Origin of the sequence: Mesorhizobium sp. M0408, from assembly GCF_040321495.1 — a bacterium.
Taxonomy (GTDB): domain Bacteria; phylum Pseudomonadota; class Alphaproteobacteria; order Rhizobiales; family Rhizobiaceae; genus Mesorhizobium.
Genome location: NZ_JAMYRO010000005.1, coordinates 36,478 through 52,655 on the forward strand (window position 1 = coordinate 36,478; position 16,178 = coordinate 52,655).

Annotated in this window: 19 protein-coding genes and 1 pseudogene; 11 read left to right on the plus strand and 9 right to left on the minus strand. The window is 63.3% G+C overall.

Annotated features, from left to right (window positions below):
• Nucleotides 1–6 precede the first annotated feature (6 nt).
• Nucleotides 7–1,263: an RNA polymerase sigma factor gene (locus NKI67_RS07305; RefSeq protein WP_023678988.1), complete on the plus strand. Its 1,257-nt coding sequence runs from the start codon at nucleotides 7–9 to the stop codon at nucleotides 1,261–1,263.
• Nucleotides 1,264–1,278: 15 nt separating this feature from the next.
• Here the strand turns inward: NKI67_RS07305 and NKI67_RS07310 are convergent, their stop codons facing one another.
• The 6 genes from NKI67_RS07310 to hrcA form a co-directional block, all read right to left on the minus strand.
• Entirely contained in the window at nucleotides 1,279–1,902 is a 624-nt protein-coding gene (locus tag NKI67_RS07310) for a glutathione S-transferase family protein (protein WP_023678987.1), read from the minus strand.
• Between the two features lie 175 nt (nucleotides 1,903–2,077).
• The gene (gene cysK / locus NKI67_RS07315) at nucleotides 2,078–3,058 is read right to left on the minus strand and encodes a cysteine synthase A (RefSeq protein ID WP_023678986.1); all 981 of its coding nucleotides are present in this window, start codon (nucleotides 3,056–3,058) and stop codon (nucleotides 2,078–2,080) included.
• Nucleotides 3,059–3,224: 166 nt separating this feature from the next.
• Complete coding sequence (locus NKI67_RS07320; RefSeq protein WP_023678985.1) at nucleotides 3,225–3,842, minus strand: LysE family translocator; 618 nt, start codon at nucleotides 3,840–3,842, stop codon at nucleotides 3,225–3,227.
• 87 nt (nucleotides 3,843–3,929) lie between these two features.
• Entirely contained in the window at nucleotides 3,930–5,285 is a 1,356-nt protein-coding gene (locus tag NKI67_RS07325; protein ID WP_023678984.1) for a PQQ-dependent sugar dehydrogenase, read from the minus strand.
• Between the two features lie 99 nt (nucleotides 5,286–5,384).
• Nucleotides 5,385–5,582 carry a hypothetical protein gene (locus tag NKI67_RS07330; RefSeq protein WP_023678983.1) on the minus strand — a complete coding sequence of 66 codons (198 nt, stop codon included), beginning with the start codon at nucleotides 5,580–5,582 and terminating at the stop codon, nucleotides 5,385–5,387.
• Nucleotides 5,583–5,618: 36 nt separating this feature from the next.
• Entirely contained in the window at nucleotides 5,619–6,731 is a 1,113-nt protein-coding gene (gene hrcA, locus NKI67_RS07335) for a heat-inducible transcriptional repressor HrcA (protein WP_036239090.1), read from the minus strand.
• Nucleotides 6,732–6,877: 146 nt separating this feature from the next.
• Here hrcA and rph point away from each other — a divergent pair, with 146 nt between their 5' ends.
• The 5 genes from rph to NKI67_RS07360 are packed head-to-tail and all read left to right on the plus strand — an operon-like array spanning nucleotide 6,878 to nucleotide 10,187.
• Nucleotides 6,878–7,594, plus strand: a complete 717-nt coding sequence (gene rph / locus NKI67_RS07340) for a ribonuclease PH (protein WP_023678981.1) — start codon at nucleotides 6,878–6,880, stop codon at nucleotides 7,592–7,594.
• A 32-nt stretch (nucleotides 7,595–7,626) separates the two neighbouring features.
• Entirely contained in the window at nucleotides 7,627–8,037 is a 411-nt protein-coding gene (locus tag NKI67_RS07345; RefSeq protein ID WP_023678980.1) for a VOC family protein, read from the plus strand.
• Nucleotides 8,037–8,699: an RdgB/HAM1 family non-canonical purine NTP pyrophosphatase gene (gene rdgB, locus NKI67_RS07350; RefSeq protein ID WP_023678979.1), complete on the plus strand. Its 663-nt coding sequence runs from the start codon at nucleotides 8,037–8,039 to the stop codon at nucleotides 8,697–8,699. The genes NKI67_RS07345 and rdgB overlap by 1 nt, the downstream gene beginning before the upstream one ends.
• Nucleotides 8,696–9,859 (plus strand): radical SAM family heme chaperone HemW, encoded by a 1,164-nt coding sequence (gene hemW / locus NKI67_RS07355; protein WP_352644907.1) that lies wholly within the window; start codon nucleotides 8,696–8,698, stop codon nucleotides 9,857–9,859. The genes rdgB and hemW overlap by 4 nt, the downstream gene beginning before the upstream one ends.
• A 4-nt stretch (nucleotides 9,860–9,863) precedes the next feature.
• Nucleotides 9,864–10,187: a low molecular weight protein tyrosine phosphatase family protein gene (locus NKI67_RS07360; RefSeq protein WP_023678977.1), complete on the plus strand. Its 324-nt coding sequence runs from the start codon at nucleotides 9,864–9,866 to the stop codon at nucleotides 10,185–10,187.
• 263 nt (nucleotides 10,188–10,450) lie between these two features.
• On the opposite strand, the gene NKI67_RS07365 is transcribed toward NKI67_RS07360, so the two are convergent.
• Nucleotides 10,451–10,636: a hypothetical protein gene (locus tag NKI67_RS07365; protein WP_023678975.1), complete on the minus strand. Its 186-nt coding sequence runs from the start codon at nucleotides 10,634–10,636 to the stop codon at nucleotides 10,451–10,453.
• Between the two features lie 176 nt (nucleotides 10,637–10,812).
• Between NKI67_RS07365 and rsmI the strand changes: the two genes are divergently transcribed.
• The 5 genes and pseudogenes from rsmI to NKI67_RS33850 form a co-directional block, all read left to right on the plus strand.
• Nucleotides 10,813–11,739: a 16S rRNA (cytidine(1402)-2'-O)-methyltransferase gene (rsmI, locus tag NKI67_RS07370; RefSeq protein ID WP_023678974.1), complete on the plus strand. Its 927-nt coding sequence runs from the start codon at nucleotides 10,813–10,815 to the stop codon at nucleotides 11,737–11,739.
• Nucleotides 11,732–12,109, plus strand: coding sequence for a YraN family protein (locus NKI67_RS07375; RefSeq protein WP_023678973.1), 378 nt, complete (start codon nucleotides 11,732–11,734; stop codon nucleotides 12,107–12,109). The genes rsmI and NKI67_RS07375 overlap by 8 nt, the downstream gene beginning before the upstream one ends.
• Before the next feature lie 192 nt (nucleotides 12,110–12,301).
• A complete protein-coding gene (locus tag NKI67_RS07380; RefSeq protein ID WP_031212374.1) occupies nucleotides 12,302–13,270 on the plus strand; it encodes a complex I NDUFA9 subunit family protein in 969 nt (322 codons plus the stop codon).
• 83 nt (nucleotides 13,271–13,353) lie between these two features.
• Complete coding sequence (locus tag NKI67_RS07385; RefSeq protein WP_023678971.1) at nucleotides 13,354–13,590, plus strand: metallothionein; 237 nt, start codon at nucleotides 13,354–13,356, stop codon at nucleotides 13,588–13,590.
• A gap of 84 nt (nucleotides 13,591–13,674) precedes the next feature.
• Nucleotides 13,675–13,802 (plus strand): annotated as a pseudogene (locus tag NKI67_RS33850) (YraN family protein); the annotation flags it as partial.
• Nucleotides 13,803–13,882: 80 nt separating this feature from the next.
• Here the strand turns inward: NKI67_RS33850 and NKI67_RS07390 are convergent.
• Nucleotides 13,883–15,133, minus strand: a complete 1,251-nt coding sequence (locus NKI67_RS07390) for a flavin-containing monooxygenase (protein WP_023678970.1) — start codon at nucleotides 15,131–15,133, stop codon at nucleotides 13,883–13,885.
• Between the two features lie 94 nt (nucleotides 15,134–15,227).
• Nucleotides 15,228–16,034, minus strand: a complete 807-nt coding sequence (locus NKI67_RS07395) for an undecaprenyl-diphosphate phosphatase (RefSeq protein WP_023678969.1) — start codon at nucleotides 16,032–16,034, stop codon at nucleotides 15,228–15,230.
• Nucleotides 16,035–16,178: the final 144 nt, after the last annotated feature.

The following is a 16,178-nucleotide window of genomic DNA, read 5'->3' on the forward strand; positions in this document are numbered from 1 at the left end:
CATGTGATAGACGGTCGCCCGGAGATGGCGCGGGCGGCGGCGGAAGCGGCCGCCCGGCAAAGCTACGGCAAACTGGTCGCCTATCTCGCCGCGCGCACGCGCGACGTGGCCGGTGCCGAGGACGCCTTGGCCGATGCCTTTGCAGCGGCGCTCGAGCGTTGGCCACAGGCGGGCGTGCCCGACAAGCCGGAAGCCTGGCTGCTGGCGGTGGCGCGCAGGCGCCGCGTCGACGCAATCCGGCGGCGCCTGACCAGCGAGGCGGGCCGCGACCACCTCAGGCTGATCGCCGAGGAGATGGAGGCACGCATGGCCGACGAAGACCTGCCGGACGAGCGGCTCAGGCTGATGTTTGCCTGCGCCCATCCGGCTATCGAGGCCGGCGTACGAGCGCCGCTGATCCTGCAGACCGTCCTTGGCTTCGACGCAGCGACCATCGCCTCGGCTTTTCTTGTCTCGCCAGCCACGATGAGCCAGCGCCTGGTGCGCGCCAAGACCCGCATCCGCGAGACCGGCATTCCGTTCCGCGTCCCGGAGAGGGCCGAACTCGGCGAGCGGCTGGGCACCGTTCTGGAAGCGATCTACGCGGCGTTTGCCGAAGGCTGGTCCGACCCGGCCGGCACGGAAACGCTGCGCCGTAATCTCGCGACCGAAGGCATCTGGCTCGGCCGTCTGCTGGCCACGTTAATGCCAGACGAACCGGAAGCGCTCGGCCTGCTGGCGCTGATGCTGTTCGCCGAGGCGCGGCGTGCAGCGCGGCGCAACGCGGCGGGCGATTATGTACCGCTGGCCGAGCAGGATCTTGTACTGTGGGACGATACAATGATCGATGAAGCGGAGACGCTGCTCAGGCACGCCGCGGCCAAGAGCGTTGTCGGCCGCTACCAACTCGAGGCCGCCGTGCAGTCCGCCCATACGACACGACGGCTGACCGGTTGTACCGACTGGGTCGCGATCAAGGAGCTCTATGACGCGCTGTCGGTGATTGCCGGCTCGCCGGTGGTTTCGATCAACCGCGCGGTGGCCATTGCCGAGGCCGAAGGCGCTTCGGCAGGATTGAGTGCACTTGATGAGCTTGGCGACGACAAGCGGCTGTATGACTATCAACCTTACTGGGCCGCCCGCGCGGGCCTGCTGGCCAGGCTCGGCAAAGTTCCGCAAGCGAGCGAGGCCTATGACCGGGCTATCGGCCTCGAACGCGATCCGGCCGTGCGCCGGTTCCTGCAGGAACGACGGGCATGGCTCGGCCACGCGGAAAGACACTGAGACAAGGCGGAGTGCTTAGGCCGGCCACATGTCGTGGGAAGCATTCAGCCTCTTTATCACTCGATGTTCCCGCAAATTGGCCCACAGGCGTCCGATATTCGGCCAAGCGGTTGGAACCTTCGCGACCTCCGGATGCCAGGCCACCAACATGACGAGATAGATGTCGGCCAGCGAGAGTTGGTCGCCGGCCAGCCAGTCATGGCCTGCGAGGGCGGCATCGAGAATGGCGAAGCTGCGATCCATTTCCGAGACCGCCGCCCGTTTGACAGCGTCCACGCCGCGGGGATCGGTCGTGTAGCGATGAGCGTAGAAGAACCGCAGGTCAGCCGAATAGATGACGGAGGACATGAAAAACATCCAGCGCAGGAAGTCGGCACGGTCAGCCGAACTTGCTGCGGGCGCCAGTCCTGCTTCCGGGTGGCGCTCGGCCAGCAGGATGCAGATCGCCGCCGATTCGGTCATCGAGCGTCCGTCCGGCAAGATCAGGACCGGCACCTGGTTCAAGGGGCTGATATCTAAAAAGGCCTGGTCGGGTCGGCCCTTCGGAACGTCGATCTGGTCGAAAGGCACGCCCGCCAAAGCGAGCGCCGCCTCGATGACAAAGCCGCCGGTATTGGCACGCGTATAGAGCTTGTACATGAAGTCCTCCACCTGCCGGGCAGCGACGATTTGATACGGAAGGGACCCGCCGCTCAAGCGAACGACGCCCGCCACAGGTGGTTTTTCAGCGGTCCACGCCGACGCGTGATACAGAGTATTTGATGTCGGAGGGCATCGCGAAGGATCGCTACTGACCGGTCAAAAACGCTCGTGTCTAAGCGCCCAATCCCTCGAACAGGATCGTCGAGAGATAGCGCTCGGCGAAAGAGGGGATGACGACGACGAGGTTCTTGCCCTTGTTCTCGGCCCGCGAGCCGACGACGATCGCCGCTTGCAGGGCGGCACCCGACGAGATGCCGACCGGCACACCTTCGAGCCGAGCGACGAGCCGTGCATTGGCAACCGAATCCTCGTTCGAGACCTTGACGATTTCGTCATAGATCGTCGTGTCGAGGATTTTTGGCGCGAAGCCGGCGCCAATGCCCTGGATCTTGTGCGGGCCTGGCTGGCCGCCCGACAGCACCGGCGAGGCTTCCGGTTCGACGGCGACGACATGCACCGAGGGCTTACGCTTCTTCAGCACCTGGCCGACGCCGGTGATGGTGCCGCCGGTCCCGATGCCGGCAACGAAGATATCGACTTCGCCATGGGTGTCGTTCCAGATTTCCTCGGCCGTGGTGCGGCGATGGATTTCCGGATTGGCCGGGTTTTCGAATTGCTGCGGAATGACAGCGTCGGGCAGCGTTGCCGCCAGCTCGTCCGCCTTGGCGATGGCGCCCTTCATGCCTTTCGGCCCTTCGGTCAGCACCAGTTCGGCACCGAGCAGAGCCAGCATCTTGCGGCGTTCGACCGACATGGTTTCCGGCATGGTCAGGATCAGCTTGTAGCCCTTGGCAGCGGCGGCAAAGGCGAGCGCGATGCCGGTATTGCCCGAGGTCGGCTCGATCAGGGTGGTCTTGCCGGGCGTAATCCTGCCCGAAGCCTCCAATGCCTCGATCATCGACACGCCGATGCGGTCCTTGACCGAGGCGATCGGGTTGAAGAATTCGAGCTTGGCCAGCAGATTGGCGACGACGCCCTTCTCCCTGGCGAATTTATCAAGCCGCACCAGCGGCGTGTCGCCGATCGTCTCGGTGATCGAATTGTAGATGCGGCCGCGGCCGGGCACGTGTGCGGGGGTGGCGGGCTTGTTCATTGATTTCCTCCCAGAGGTCAAGCGGCAAGAGTCGGGCGGGGCCTAGGATAGAGCCATCCGCCGCGCAAGATAGGCTGTCGATCGAAAAATATCCGAGTGAAGTTCGTGCTGAGTACCCCCGCCCTTGCAAGGCGTGGCAATCCTTGGGCGGATTGGCGAAAGAGATTTATTGGCGGGCAGCAATTGCCGCCGCCGCACCGACCATGAAGCCGGCGGCGGTGCGGTTGAGTGCCCTCAGCGCCCGCGGCGACTTCAGGAACCAGCGCGCCTTGGCCGCCAGCGCCAGATAGGGCACCAGCACGACGAGCAGGACGACGATGGTGAGCGCGACAAGAATGCCGTAATCGGCCAGCGTGATCGTCTTCAGATCGACGATGGTCGGGGTGATGGCAAGATAGAAGATCATCGTCTTCGGATTGCCGAGCGTGACGGCGAGGCCGGCTATAAAGCTGGATGTCAAGCCGCCCTTGCCTTTCTTGGCCTCCACCGTCTCGGGCGTGATGCCGCTCGTCCAGAAATGCCAGCCAAGAAAGGCGAGGTAGGCGACGCCCAGCCATTTGATGGCCAGGAAGACCATGCCGAAAGTCTGTGCGACGAAAGCCAGGCCGAGCACCACGGCAGTCAAATAGGTCAGGTCGCCGAGCATCAGCCCGAACGACATGGCCAGCGACGAGCGGAAGCCGGAACCCAGCGCACGCGCGACAAGCGCGGTGACGCCTGGGCCGGGGATGGCTGCGGCGATGCCGAGGGCGGCGCTATAGGCGAGGAACCCGGTGAGTGTCATGATTGGCGCTTGTCGCACAATGTTGAAGTTGGGTGAATTCCCTCGGGCCGAATTCGATTGCGCCAGCGCAGCAGGCGACACCGCCGTTCAGGAGCGGCCGTCTTCGTAGGTAATGCGCCAGATGGTGCCGTTGCCGTCCTCGGTGACGATCAGCGAGCCGTCCTTGGCCATCGCGACACCGACCGGTCGGCCCCAGACGGCGTCGTTCGAGATGACGAAGCCGGTCATGAAGTCCTCATATTCGCCTGTCGGCTTGCCATCCCTGAATTTGAGCCTCACCACCTTGTAGCCGGTCCTGGCGCCACGGTTCCACGAACCATGCATGGCGACGAAGGCGTCACCCTGATAATCCGCCGGGAAGTTCTTGCCGTCGTAGAAGGCTATATTCATCGGCGCCGAATGCGCCTGCATCAATACATCGGGGACAGTGGCCTTGCCGGCGAGGTCTGGCCGCTCGCCCTGATGGCGCGGATCCTCGTTATTGCCGATGTAGTACCAAGGCCAACCATAGAATCCGCCGTCCTTGACCGCTGTTGCAAATTCGAACGGCACATTGTCGCCGAGTTCGTCGCGCTCATTGACGACGCACCACAATGCGCCGGTGGCGGGCTGCACGGTCATGCCCGTACAGTTGCGCAGGCCGGTGGCGACAGTTCGGGGATTTTTCCCATCCGGGTCAAAGGCGAGCACATCGGCACGGCCGTCCTCGGAGCCCCAGGCCGCCCCGAGCGGCTTTGATTTGGCCCAGGCGTCGAGGCCGCTATCCGGCTCCTTACCTATATCCTCGGCGACGTTCGAGGCGGAGCCAACCGACAAATAAAGCGTTTTGCCGTCCTGCGAGAAGGCGATGTCGCGGGTCGTGTGACCACCCGACGGGATTTGGGCGACAATGGTTTCTGGTTTGCCGGATGTCTTCAGGTCGCCATCGCGATAGGGGAAGCGGACGATGCTGTCGCTGTTCGCGACATAAACCCATTGCGGTTTGTCTCCTGGCGGATAGAAGGCGATGCCGTAGGGATAATTGAGCCCCTTGGCGAAGATCGCTTTCTCGATGGGCTTGGCGCTGCCCTCGGCGAGACGATAGACGCGTATTTGGTCGGCATGGCTGTTGGCAACAAACAGGTCGCCATTCGGAGCGACGCGCACGACACGTGGATTGACGATGCCGGATGCGATCATTTCAGCCGAAAAGCCCGACGGCAATTCTGGCTTGGCGCGTTCGGGCCGTTCCGCCACGCCGGCGCCGTTCGAAGCGGATTGGGCGGGGTCGGCTGCCGGCATGTCTCGCGGCCCAATCAGGCGTCGGACGCCAGGCCTGTCGGCGTGCCAATCGCCAAACGCGGCTTCGCCTTTGAGCACATTCTGGTCCGCCTGCTGGGCGGCTGCCGGTGTCGCAACAAGGAGGGCAGCGGCAACGGCCGCAAAGCCGCCAGATCGGATCATCAACGTCCTCCGGGATTCGCCTCGAACAGGGCAAACGGCATCAGGTATTGATCGTTCCAAGCGGCCGTCCAGCACACGAGGATTTGAAGCCGAACCCGTTCAGTTGCCAGAGGCGTAAAAGTCGTCGTCGAGGCGCTTTTCCAGCGCGACCAGATCGGCCGGCAGCGGCAGACCCATCGCCCGCATCTCTTGCAGCTTCTCGCGCAACTGCTCTTGCACCTCGTGCTGATCCTCTGGTTGGTTGATCATTTCTTCGAGCAGCAGACTGATCTGGGCCTTGAACGATTCCAGCGCCATTCTTTTCTCCTCCTTGCGGCAGGCCCGCGGCGGCTCCTAGCTCAGCATGCGCGAAATCAGCTGCGCGGTATAGTCGACCATCGGTACTATGCGCGCATAATTCAGCCGCGTCGGCCCGATGACGCCGAGCGCACCGACGACGCGCGCGTCCTTGTCGCGATAGGGTGCCACCACCAGCGAGGAGCCAGACAGCGAAAACAGCTTGTTTTCCGAACCGATGAATATGCGCACGCCTGGGCCTGCCTCGGCGAGGTCGAGAAGCTGGATCAGCCCATCCTGCGTCTCCAGATCCTCAAACAGATGCCGCAGCAATTCTATGTCGGCCTGGGCAGTGACGTTTTCCAGGAGATTGGCGCGGCCGCGCACGATAAGCCGCCCAGGCACGCCGCTTTCAGCGCCTGCCCAGACCGCCAGGCCCTTCTCGACCAGATCCTGCGACAGCGTGTCGAGGGCTGCCCTGGTCTCTTCCTTGATGCGGGCGATCTCGACCCGCGCCTCGGCCAGGGTGCGACCGCGGATATGGGCGTTGAGGAAGTTGGAGGCTTCGTGCAATTGCGAGATGGTGATGCCGGCGGGCAGATCGATGACGCGATTTTCGACGTCGCCGTTCTGCGAGACCAGCACGGCCAGCGCCTTGGTCGGCTCTAGCTGGATGAATTCGATGTGCTTAAGCGCCACCTCATTCTTGGCGGCGAGCACGAGGCCGGCGCCGCGCGACATGCCGGACAGCATCTGGCTGGCCTCGGTCAGCATATGCTCCAGCGTCGCGCCCGAGCCGGAGGCGCGCACCTGGGCCTCGATGGTGCGGCGCTCCTCGTCGGAGAGGTCACCAAGTTCCATGAAAGCATCGACGAAGAAGCGCAGGCCTGCCTGGGTCGGCAGCCGGCCAGCCGAAATGTGCGGCGCATAGATCAGGCCGAGATGCTCAAGGTCGCTCATCACGTTGCGGATGGTGGCCGGCGACAGCGACGACGGCAGGATGCGCGACAGGCTGCGCGAACCGACCGGCTCGCCATCCCTCAAATAGGAATCGACGATGCGCCGGAAGATGTCGCGCGAACGCATGTCGAGCGATTGAAGCGCGGGCGATTGCAGCGCGTGCGACGGGAGCACGTGCGACTGCAAACCGGGATCGACTGCCTTTGTCATTTCGAGCCAAAAACCTCCGCCCCGAAGATATAGACTTCCGCGGTGTCGGCGCAACCGGTCCATTTTCCTTTGCGCCTCACGCCCCGTGCGGCTACAAGCCGGCCAAGATTCCCCGGCCAAGATTCCGAAGAAAGAAAGAAGCCTGAATGCGCCCTTCCAAACGCCAATTCGACGAAATGCGCCCCATCTCCTTCGAGCGCGGCGTCTCCAAGCATGCGGAAGGCTCGTGCCTGGTGAAGTTCGGCGACACGCATGTGCTGTGTACGGCCAGCCTGGAGGAAAAGGTGCCGGGCTGGATGCGCAACTCCGGCAAGGGCTGGGTGACGGCGGAATACGGCATGCTGCCGCGTTCGACCGGCGAGCGCATGCGCCGCGAGGCTTCGGCCGGCAAACAAGGCGGCCGCACGCTGGAAATCCAGCGGCTGATCGGCCGCTCCCTGCGCGCCGTGGTCGATCTGCAGGCGCTCGGCGAGCAGCAGATCACCGTCGACTGCGACGTGATCCAGGCCGACGGCGGCACGCGCACCGCTTCGATCACCGGCGGCTGGGTGGCGCTCTACGACTGCCTGCGCTGGATGGAAACCCGCCAGATGGCGAGCCTGGGCAAGGTGCTGAAGGATCACGTTGCGGCGATCTCCTGCGGCATCCATGATGGCCAGCCGGTCATCGACCTCGACTATATCGAGGATTCCTCGGCCGGCACCGACGCCAATTTCGTCATGACCGGCAAGGGCGGCATCGTCGAGATCCAAGGCACGGCCGAGGGCGAGCCGTTCTCGGAAGAGCAGTTCGCGGCGCTGATGGGGCTCGCCAAGAAAGGTATTCAGCGCCTGGTCAGCTTGCAGCAAATGGCGGTGGCTTAGCTGCGGTCAATATTGATGAGATTGGCGATCCTGTGACCCCTTCTGCAATCCTGGAATCAGCACTCTACGTGACGGACCTTGCTGCCGCGGAACGGTTCTATTCGGGCGTGCTCGGGCTCGATCTGCTCGGCAAGGTCGATGGCAGGCATCTCTTCTTCCGCTGCGGCGACAGCGTGCTGCTTATGTTCAATGCCGAGGCGACCAAAGTGCCGCCGCCGGCCGACGCCAAGCTCAAAGTACCGCCGCATGGCGCGGTCGGCCAGGGCCATCTTTGCTTCGCCGCAAGCGCGGATGAAATCCCACGCTGGAAAGCGCATCTTGAGGCGAAGAAAATTGCCATCGAAAGCGAGTTCGAATGGCCGCAGGGCGGCCGCTCGATCTATATTCGCGACCCGTCGGGCAATTCGATCGAATTCGCCGAGCCAAGAATCTGGGGCATCTGATGCATTCGCCAACTGTCCATTCGCTTGACGGGCATAAGATCGTCGTCGCCAGCCATAATGCCGGTAAATTGCGGGAATTCGCCGATCTGATGGCGCCATTCGGCATAGAAGCGAAGTCCGCAAAGGAATACGGCTTGCCGGAGCCGGACGAGACCGGCACCACTTTCGAGCAGAACGCCCTCATAAAAGCCTTGGCCGCCGCCAAGGCCACTGGACTGCCGGCGCTGTCGGACGATTCCGGCCTGTGTGTCGATGCGCTCGACGGCGCACCCGGCGTCTACACCGCCAACTGGGCTGAGACGCCGGACGGCTCCCGCGACTTCGGCATGGCCATGCAGCGCACGGAAGTGGCCTTGCAAGAAGTTGGCGCGATCACGCCTGCCCAGCGCAAGGGCCGCTTTGTCGCGGTCATCTGCCTGGCCTTTCCCGATGGCCAGGCGGAATATTTTCGCGGTGAGGTCGAGGGCACGCTGGTATGGCCACCGCGCGGCGAGCTCGGCTTCGGCTACGATCCGGTGTTCTTGCCCAACGGGTTCGAAAAGACCTTCGGCGAGATGAGCGCGAAGGAAAAGCATGGCTGGAAGCCCGGCCAGCCAACCACATTGTCGCACCGTGCCCGCGCCTTCCAGAAATTCGCGCAAGCCCGATTGGCCGGCGTATGACCATGCTGCTCGACCGCAGGCCTGGTTTCGGCGTCTACGTCCACTGGCCGTTCTGCGCGGCCAAATGCCCGTATTGCGACTTCAACAGCCATGTCCGCCACCAGCCGGTCGACCAGGAGCGTTTTGCCCGCGCCTTCGAGACCGAGCTGGCGACGATGCGCGGCCGCACCGGACCGCGCGAGGTGACCAGCATCTTTCTTGGCGGCGGCACGCCATCGCTGATGAAGCCGCAGGCCGTGGCGGCGGTGCTGGATGCAGTGGCGAAGAACTGGACGGTGCCTGATGGCATCGAGGTGACGCTGGAGGCCAATCCTTCCTCGGTCGAGGCCGAGCGCTTTCGCGGCTATCGCGCGGCCGGCGTCAACCGGGTATCGCTTGGCGTGCAGGCGCTGCACGACAAGGATCTGCGCTTCCTCGGCCGTTTGCACAATGTCGATGAGGCCCTGCATGCGATCGGCCTGGCGCGCGAGATATTCCCACGGCTGTCGTTCGACCTGATCTACGCGCGGCCGGGCCAGACGCTTAAAGCGTGGCAGACGGAGCTCGAGCAGGCGATCGGCCACGCCGCAGACCATCTGTCGCTCTATCAGCTGACCATCGAGGAAGGCACGCCGTTCCATGCACTGCATGCGGCAAGGAAATTCATCATTCCAGACAATGAGCTTGCCGCCGATCTCTACGCGTTGACACAGGAGATCACCACCGCGCGCGGACTGCCGGCCTACGAGATTTCCAACCACGCCAGGCCCGGCGCCGAAAGCCGGCACAATCTCACCTATTGGCGTTATGGCGAATATGTCGGCGTCGGTCCCGGCGCGCATGGCCGGTTCGTCGAAAATGGCCGCCGCGTGGTGACGATCGCCGAGAAAATGCCGGAGACCTGGGCCAATCTGGTCGAGGCCAAGGGTCATGGCGTTACCGGCGGCGAGGTCCTGACGCGGTCGGAAGAGGCCGACGAGTTCCTGCTGATGGGGCTGAGGCTGGCGGAAGGCATCGACCTTTCCCGCTACGAGGCATTTTCAGGGCGCGGCCTGTCGACGGCACGGCTGTCGGTGCTGCAGGACGAAGGCCTGGTGGCGCCGATCGGCAATGCCCGCCTGCGCGCCACGCCGGCCGGCATGATCGTGCTCGATGCGGTCGTGGCGGATTTGGCCAGATAGCACGTTGAAGAACGTTCTCTTCATCTGCAGCCAGAATCGCTTGCGCAGCCCGACGGCGGAGCAGGTGTTTTCCAAGCGGCGGGACATCGAGGTCGCTTCGGCCGGCACTAATCACGATGCCGACATACCGTTGACGCATGAACTCGTCGCCTGGGCCGACATCATCTTCGTGATGGAAAAAACGCACCGCGCCAAACTGCAGCAGAAATTCAAGACAAGCCTGAAAAAGGCTCGAGTAATCTGCCTCGATATTCCCGACGACTATGCATTCATGGACCCGGCTCTGGTGGGCCTGCTGGAGGCGCGTGTCTCGAAGTATCTGGGTTGAATGATACATCGCGGAGCATTCGCAACCGCGCTTCGAGAACTGTCTCGACCGATCGCTAAGGTTTGCGGGGTCAAGCCTCGTGCTTGTGGCGGTGTTTGGCGCGATCTTTTTCGCTGGTCTCTCCGGAACGGGCCGGCTTGATCTCGCTTTTGTCGCGTGAGGCATGGTGCTGGTCGTCTGTGGAATGTGACGCTGCGCCATCGCGGGCGCTTTTTGTTTCGAGGCGGGTGATGAAAATGTCGAAGCGATTGGGCATCGTCCGGTCAGTGCTCCATCGTGCGGTCGGTTTCGTTTGCGGGCTTGCTCTCTGCCGATCGCTGGCGTGCAAGCGGCTTCTTGGCTCTGCCATCTGCGGCTTCGGCAGGCAGGCTCTTGTCGCATGGCGCGGCGAAGCGTTTGCGGCCGGCATAGTAGGGTTCGAAAACGTCCTGTATCGTCAGGCTGTTCATCCTGCTCCTCCCGAGATCAGGGGTAAAATTCGCCGGCAACGGTTTCGTTCCCTACTGTGGCGAAGGCATGGCGGCCGGTTCACGTCGGCATCCCTTTTGGAACCAGGGCCTTTGCAACCCAGGCTTTTGCAACCAAGCGTGAGCCGTGCCAAACAGGGTCGAACGGAGTTGTGCAGGTGACCGGCGAATCGGCCAAACGCAGTTATGTGGTCGGGCAGACCGAAATCGCCGCCCGGCCGCTCGAGCCGGCGCTCTACCTGGTGGCGACGCCTATCGGCAATCTCGCCGACATCACGCTGCGCGCGCTGGAAACGCTCGCCGCCGCCGATATCGTCGCTTGCGAGGACACACGTGTCAGCCGCGTGCTGCTCGACCGCTACGGCATCCGCCGCCGCACCACCGCCTACCACGAGCACAATGCCGGCGAGGCCGGACCGAAGCTGATCGCGGCGCTGCTGGCCGGCCAAAGCGTTGCGCTGATCTCGGATGCCGGCACGCCGCTCATCTCCGACCCCGGCTACCGGCTGGTCGGTGAGGCGCTGGAACGCGGCATTCGTGTCGTGCCGATCCCCGGCCCATCAGCAGCACTTGCCGCTTTGACGGCATCCGGCCTGCCCTCGGACGCGTTTCTGTTTGCCGGCTTCCTGCCGGTGAAGACCGGGCAGCGGCTGACGCGGCTGGAAGCGCTGAAGGCGGTGCCGGCAACGTTGATCTTCTTCGAATCGCCGCGCCGGCTGGCCGAGACGCTCAGCGCCATGGTCGAGGTGCTGGGCGGTGCCCGCAAGGCGGCCATCGGCCGCGAGCTGACCAAGACCTTCGAGGAGATGCGGACCGGCACCCTGCAGTCGCTCGCCAGCCATTACGCCGCAGCTGATACGCCGAAAGGCGAAATCGTCATCTGCGTCGGCCTGGCGGATGTTGTCGCTGATGAGCCTGAAGACATCGACCGGCTGCTGCTTTCGCTCGCCGCCGAGATGCCGGCCTCCAAGGCAGCGGCGGAAGCCGCCAAGATGACGGGTGGCCAGAAGCAGACGCTCTATCGTCGGCTGCTCGACCTCAAGAATGCCGGAAGAGACGGGACCGGCGGAGACGGCGATGGCTGAACGGCCGAGCGCCAGCCGGCAAAAGGCCTACCGGCGCGGCCATCACGGCGAATGGCTGGCGGCGGCGGCGCTGATGCTGAAAGGCTACCGAATTCTGGCCCGCCGCCACCGCACCAGGTTCGGCGAGATCGACCTGATCGCGCGGCGTGGCGATCTGGTGCTGATCGTCGAGGTCAAGGCGCGCCGCACGCTGATGGAGGCAATGGAAGCCGTCGGTCGCGAATCGGAGCACCGCATCGAAGGCGCCGCCGATTTCTGGCTGTCGCGCCAATCCGACTACGGAAAATTATCGGTGCGCTTCGACATGGTGGCGGTGCTGCCGTGGCGCTGGCCGGTGCATGTCGAGAATGTGTTTTACGGGCGAAACTAGGCCATTCTCGACGTGGGGACGTTTTGCTGCGCCTGCGGTTCAGATCATGGTTTGCCGATCTGTCAAGCATCCGCCCAGCGCTGACTGGAACAAAAGCGTTCCTGCGTTGTTCCCCAATCGTCCTGATGTTCGACGGGCTGGTTCAAATGCCGGCCAGCGCAGTCCGCGTGGCAGCTATGCGAGGACAAAGGGATGGCGAGGCAAATGGATCCCGACGATCTCAACCCGGAACGGATCGTCACCGTGTTCGGCGGAACTGGCTTTCTCGGGCGCAGGATCGTGAAGCGGCTCCTGGAAAGAGGTTTCACGGTGCGCGCCGCATCTCGCCATCCGGCTCGCGTGGCCCTGGTCTTTTCCTCGATTACAAGGATGCCCGAAGCAGTCGAGGCGGATATATTGGATGCGTCCTCGATCGGGTCGGCCATTACCGGATCACAGGCGGTCGTGAATGCCGTCAGTCTTTACGTCGAGCAGGGCGTCCAGACCTTTGAACGCGTGCATGTGAAAGCCGCGGCCGATCTCGCTGCCGCGTCGCGCGACCGCGCGATCGACCAGTTCGTCCAGATTTCAGGGATCGGCTCCGATCCTCAATCGGATTCGAATTACATAAGGGCGCGTGGGCGCGGAGAAGGTGCCGTGGAAAGCGCATTTCCCGGCGCTTTCATTGTGCGTCCCGCCGTCATGACAGGACCTGACGACGCTTTCCTCACGACCATTGTGAGGATGATACGCCTCCTGCCGGTCTATCCGCTGTTCGGCGATGGTGGCACACGGCTTCAGCCGGTCTATGTGGCAGACGTCGCAGAAGCAGTGAGCCGGCTGATCGACGGGCGAACCCAGGGTTCATCCATATTCGAATTCGGTGGCCCGCGCATCTATACCTATAAGGAACTGCTTCGGGAGATCGCCCGACAGCTCGATACGCACGTCAAGCTGATGCCGGTGCCGTTTGCGGTATGGAACGCCTTGGCTGGCGTCGCGGAACTCCTCCCGGCTGCCCCCATAACGCGCAACCAGATCGATCTTATGCGTCAGGACAATGTGGCAGCAATCGACGCGCCTGGCCTGAAGGAACTCGACATCGAGCCGCGGGATATCGACGAGGTGATCCGTGCGATCGAACAGCGCCGTCGCGTAGGCTCGCTCTCGTCTCCGGCTTAGGACGGCCCCCTGATCCTGGCGGGAACCTATCGCCGCGCGACAGGTTGGTCGAGCTTGAAGCCAGTGAAAGAAGGAAAAGAACTATGGCCAGATGCGATCAATGCGGGAATGACTACGACAAGGCTTTCAACGTGACGATGGCCGAGGAGACCTACACGTTCGACAGCTTCGAATGCGCGGTCCAGAAACTTGCTCCGACGTGTCCGCATTGCGGATGCCGGATCATCGGACATGGCGTCGAACAGGATGACATCATCTACTGCTGCGCACATTGCGCCGCGGAGGAAGGCGCGAGCGCGCTGACCGATCGTGCGCCTTGACGCACCAGGTCGACCATTCCGAACGACTGCGCCGGCTCATCCCATATGGCCAGTGCTGTCAGCACGACGACGACCAGCCGAGGTCAAGGCCGCCGCACGCTGATGGAGGCAATGGATGCAGTCGGCCGCGAATCGGAGCGCCGTATCGAAGGTGCCCGCGATTTCTGGCTGTCGCACCAATGGACTACGGAAAATTGTCGGTGCGCTTCGACAAAAGGCAGCGTGCGTCGTCTTGATCGCGCCAGAGCTGTCATGTTCTTGCACGTTCAAGAACCCGCGTTCGACGGTTCGTTTAGACGCCGTTCCGTGGCAAGTCGGCTCCCGCTTGGACAAGTCGCTCCACGACGGCGGCCGCCTCCTCTGGAATGGCCGGTATGGTGCCCGACTTCCGCGTCGATCCGAAATCGAGGCCGGCGAAAAAGAGACCTGGAACAGCGCCGACGCCATCCTCGTGGACGGGCTGGCCGGCTGCATCGAGCGCGCCGGGAAGCCGAACCCATGAGAAATCGCCGGTGAAGCCGGTGCACCAGATCACTGATCTGATGCCGCTCGCCGTCCAGTCGAGGGAGCGGATCGGAGGATCGGGCAAGCGCGGTTCAATCGTCTCGGCTGGATCATCCTCGGCCAGTGGCGCATCGAGGCCGGCGCGCTCGATGTACTCGTCAACCAGGCGCTTGGCATTCGCGGAGACTTCGTCGGCAAATCGCATATGGTCGTCGAGCTCGTCGCCGAAGACGAGGTTGCCGTTCTCCACACCCCTGAAGCGGCCGAGCAGCACCACGCCCTGCGCGCTCAGCGATTGCAGGCTGATCGTATGGGTCGCGCCGACCAGCGCGCGGGCCTGCAGCTTGCCGGAGGGGAGGACGAGTTCCTTGCGCGGAACGTCGAGAAAACCGGACAGCGTCAGCCATTTAAGTATGTTGCCCCTGCGGTAGCGCCGCACCCAACGGCCGTTGCGGCTGGTCGCCAAAAAGACCACACGTCCTGCCAACGCCAGATCCTCGGCGATCTGGCCGCCCGACTGGCCGCTGCCGACCACTAGCACCGCGCCACTCTCGAACTCGGCCGGGTTGCGATAAGCCGAGGAATCGACTTGGCGAATTGCGGTTGGCAAATCCGCCGACCCTGCTGGCCGGACCTGCCGGTTCTGGTCGCCGGTGGCGATCACCACATTGCGCGCCAGAAATGCCCCGTCCGTCGTGGTGATGCGAAAGATCCCGTCGTCTCTCGTCAGCTCTTGCACTGGAGTTTGGGTGCTTACCGGCAGACGGTGCCGCTCGGCATAGCCTTCGAGATACGCGACAAATTCGTGGTGGCTTATCGCGCCCCACGGCTCGGGCCCCTTATAGGAATCACCGGGTAAGATGGAGCGAATGGTCGGCGAATTCAGTCGAAACGAGTTCCACCGCTGCGTTCGCCACGTCTCGCCGATCCGGCCTCGATCGAGCACACGGTGGTCGCGGTCCTGCCGTTTCAAGAAGTAACTGACGCCGAGTCCCGCCGGACCGGCGCCAATAACGAGGGCGTCAAGAACTTCGCTCATGCATTCCCCCTGCCAACCATACGTTCACAAGATCGTATGGCTCGGCTTCGGGCAAGAATAGAGTTCCGGCTGGGATTGCGCTATCCGCGCCGGCTCACCCCCAGATTGCCAGCCCCGCCAGCCCGACGATGCCGACGACCAGCCGCCACCAGCCGAACAGCGCGTAGCCATGGCGCGAGACGTAGTCGAGCAGGAAGCGCACGACGATTAGCGCGGTGACGAAGGCGGCAACGAAGCCGACCGCGATGATGGGCAAGTCGGCGCTGCTTAGCACATTGCGGTTCTTGAACAGGTCGAAGGCGAAGGCGCCGACCATCGTCGGGATGGCAAGGAAGAAAGAGAATTCCGCCGCCGCCCGTTTGTCGACGCCGAGCAGCAGCGCGCCGACGATGGTCGAGCCCGAGCGCGACGTGCCGGGGATTAGCGACAAGCACTGAAACAGCCCGATCTGCAGATAAAGCCTGGTCGGAAACCGCTCGACATCGTGGTAATACGGCTTCGGCTTCATGCGATCGACCAGCAGCAGGATGACACCGCCGATGATCAGCATGATGCAGATCAGCCGCGGCGATTCGAACAGCACCGTCTTGATGAAGTCATGCGCCAGTGCGCCGATAATGGCCGCCGGCAGGAATGCGATGAGAATGCCAAGGACGAAATGCCGCGTCAGCCGATCGTAGGGCAGCTCGAGCAGCATCTTCCAGAGACGGCGGAAATAGACGCTGAGAATCGCCAATATGGCGCCGAGCTGGATCAGGATCTCGAAGGCCTTTCCGGTCGAATGAAAACCGAGGAAATGGCCGGCGAGCAGGATATGACCGGTCGAAGACACCGGAATAAACTCGGTCAGGCCCTCGAGCAGGCCGAGCAGCAGCGCTTCGACGACGGTCTGGCTTTCCATGGCAACCTCGGCGTTGGAGTGAGGGCTTGAGAAAAGGGCTTGCTTGTCATGGCGCGGAACTCCCCCTATAGGTCGCAGCACCCTGACAGCCCGCTGAATCGGGCGGCCAAGACTTACCGGCGCAGCCGGCGATTTGCCAGTGCG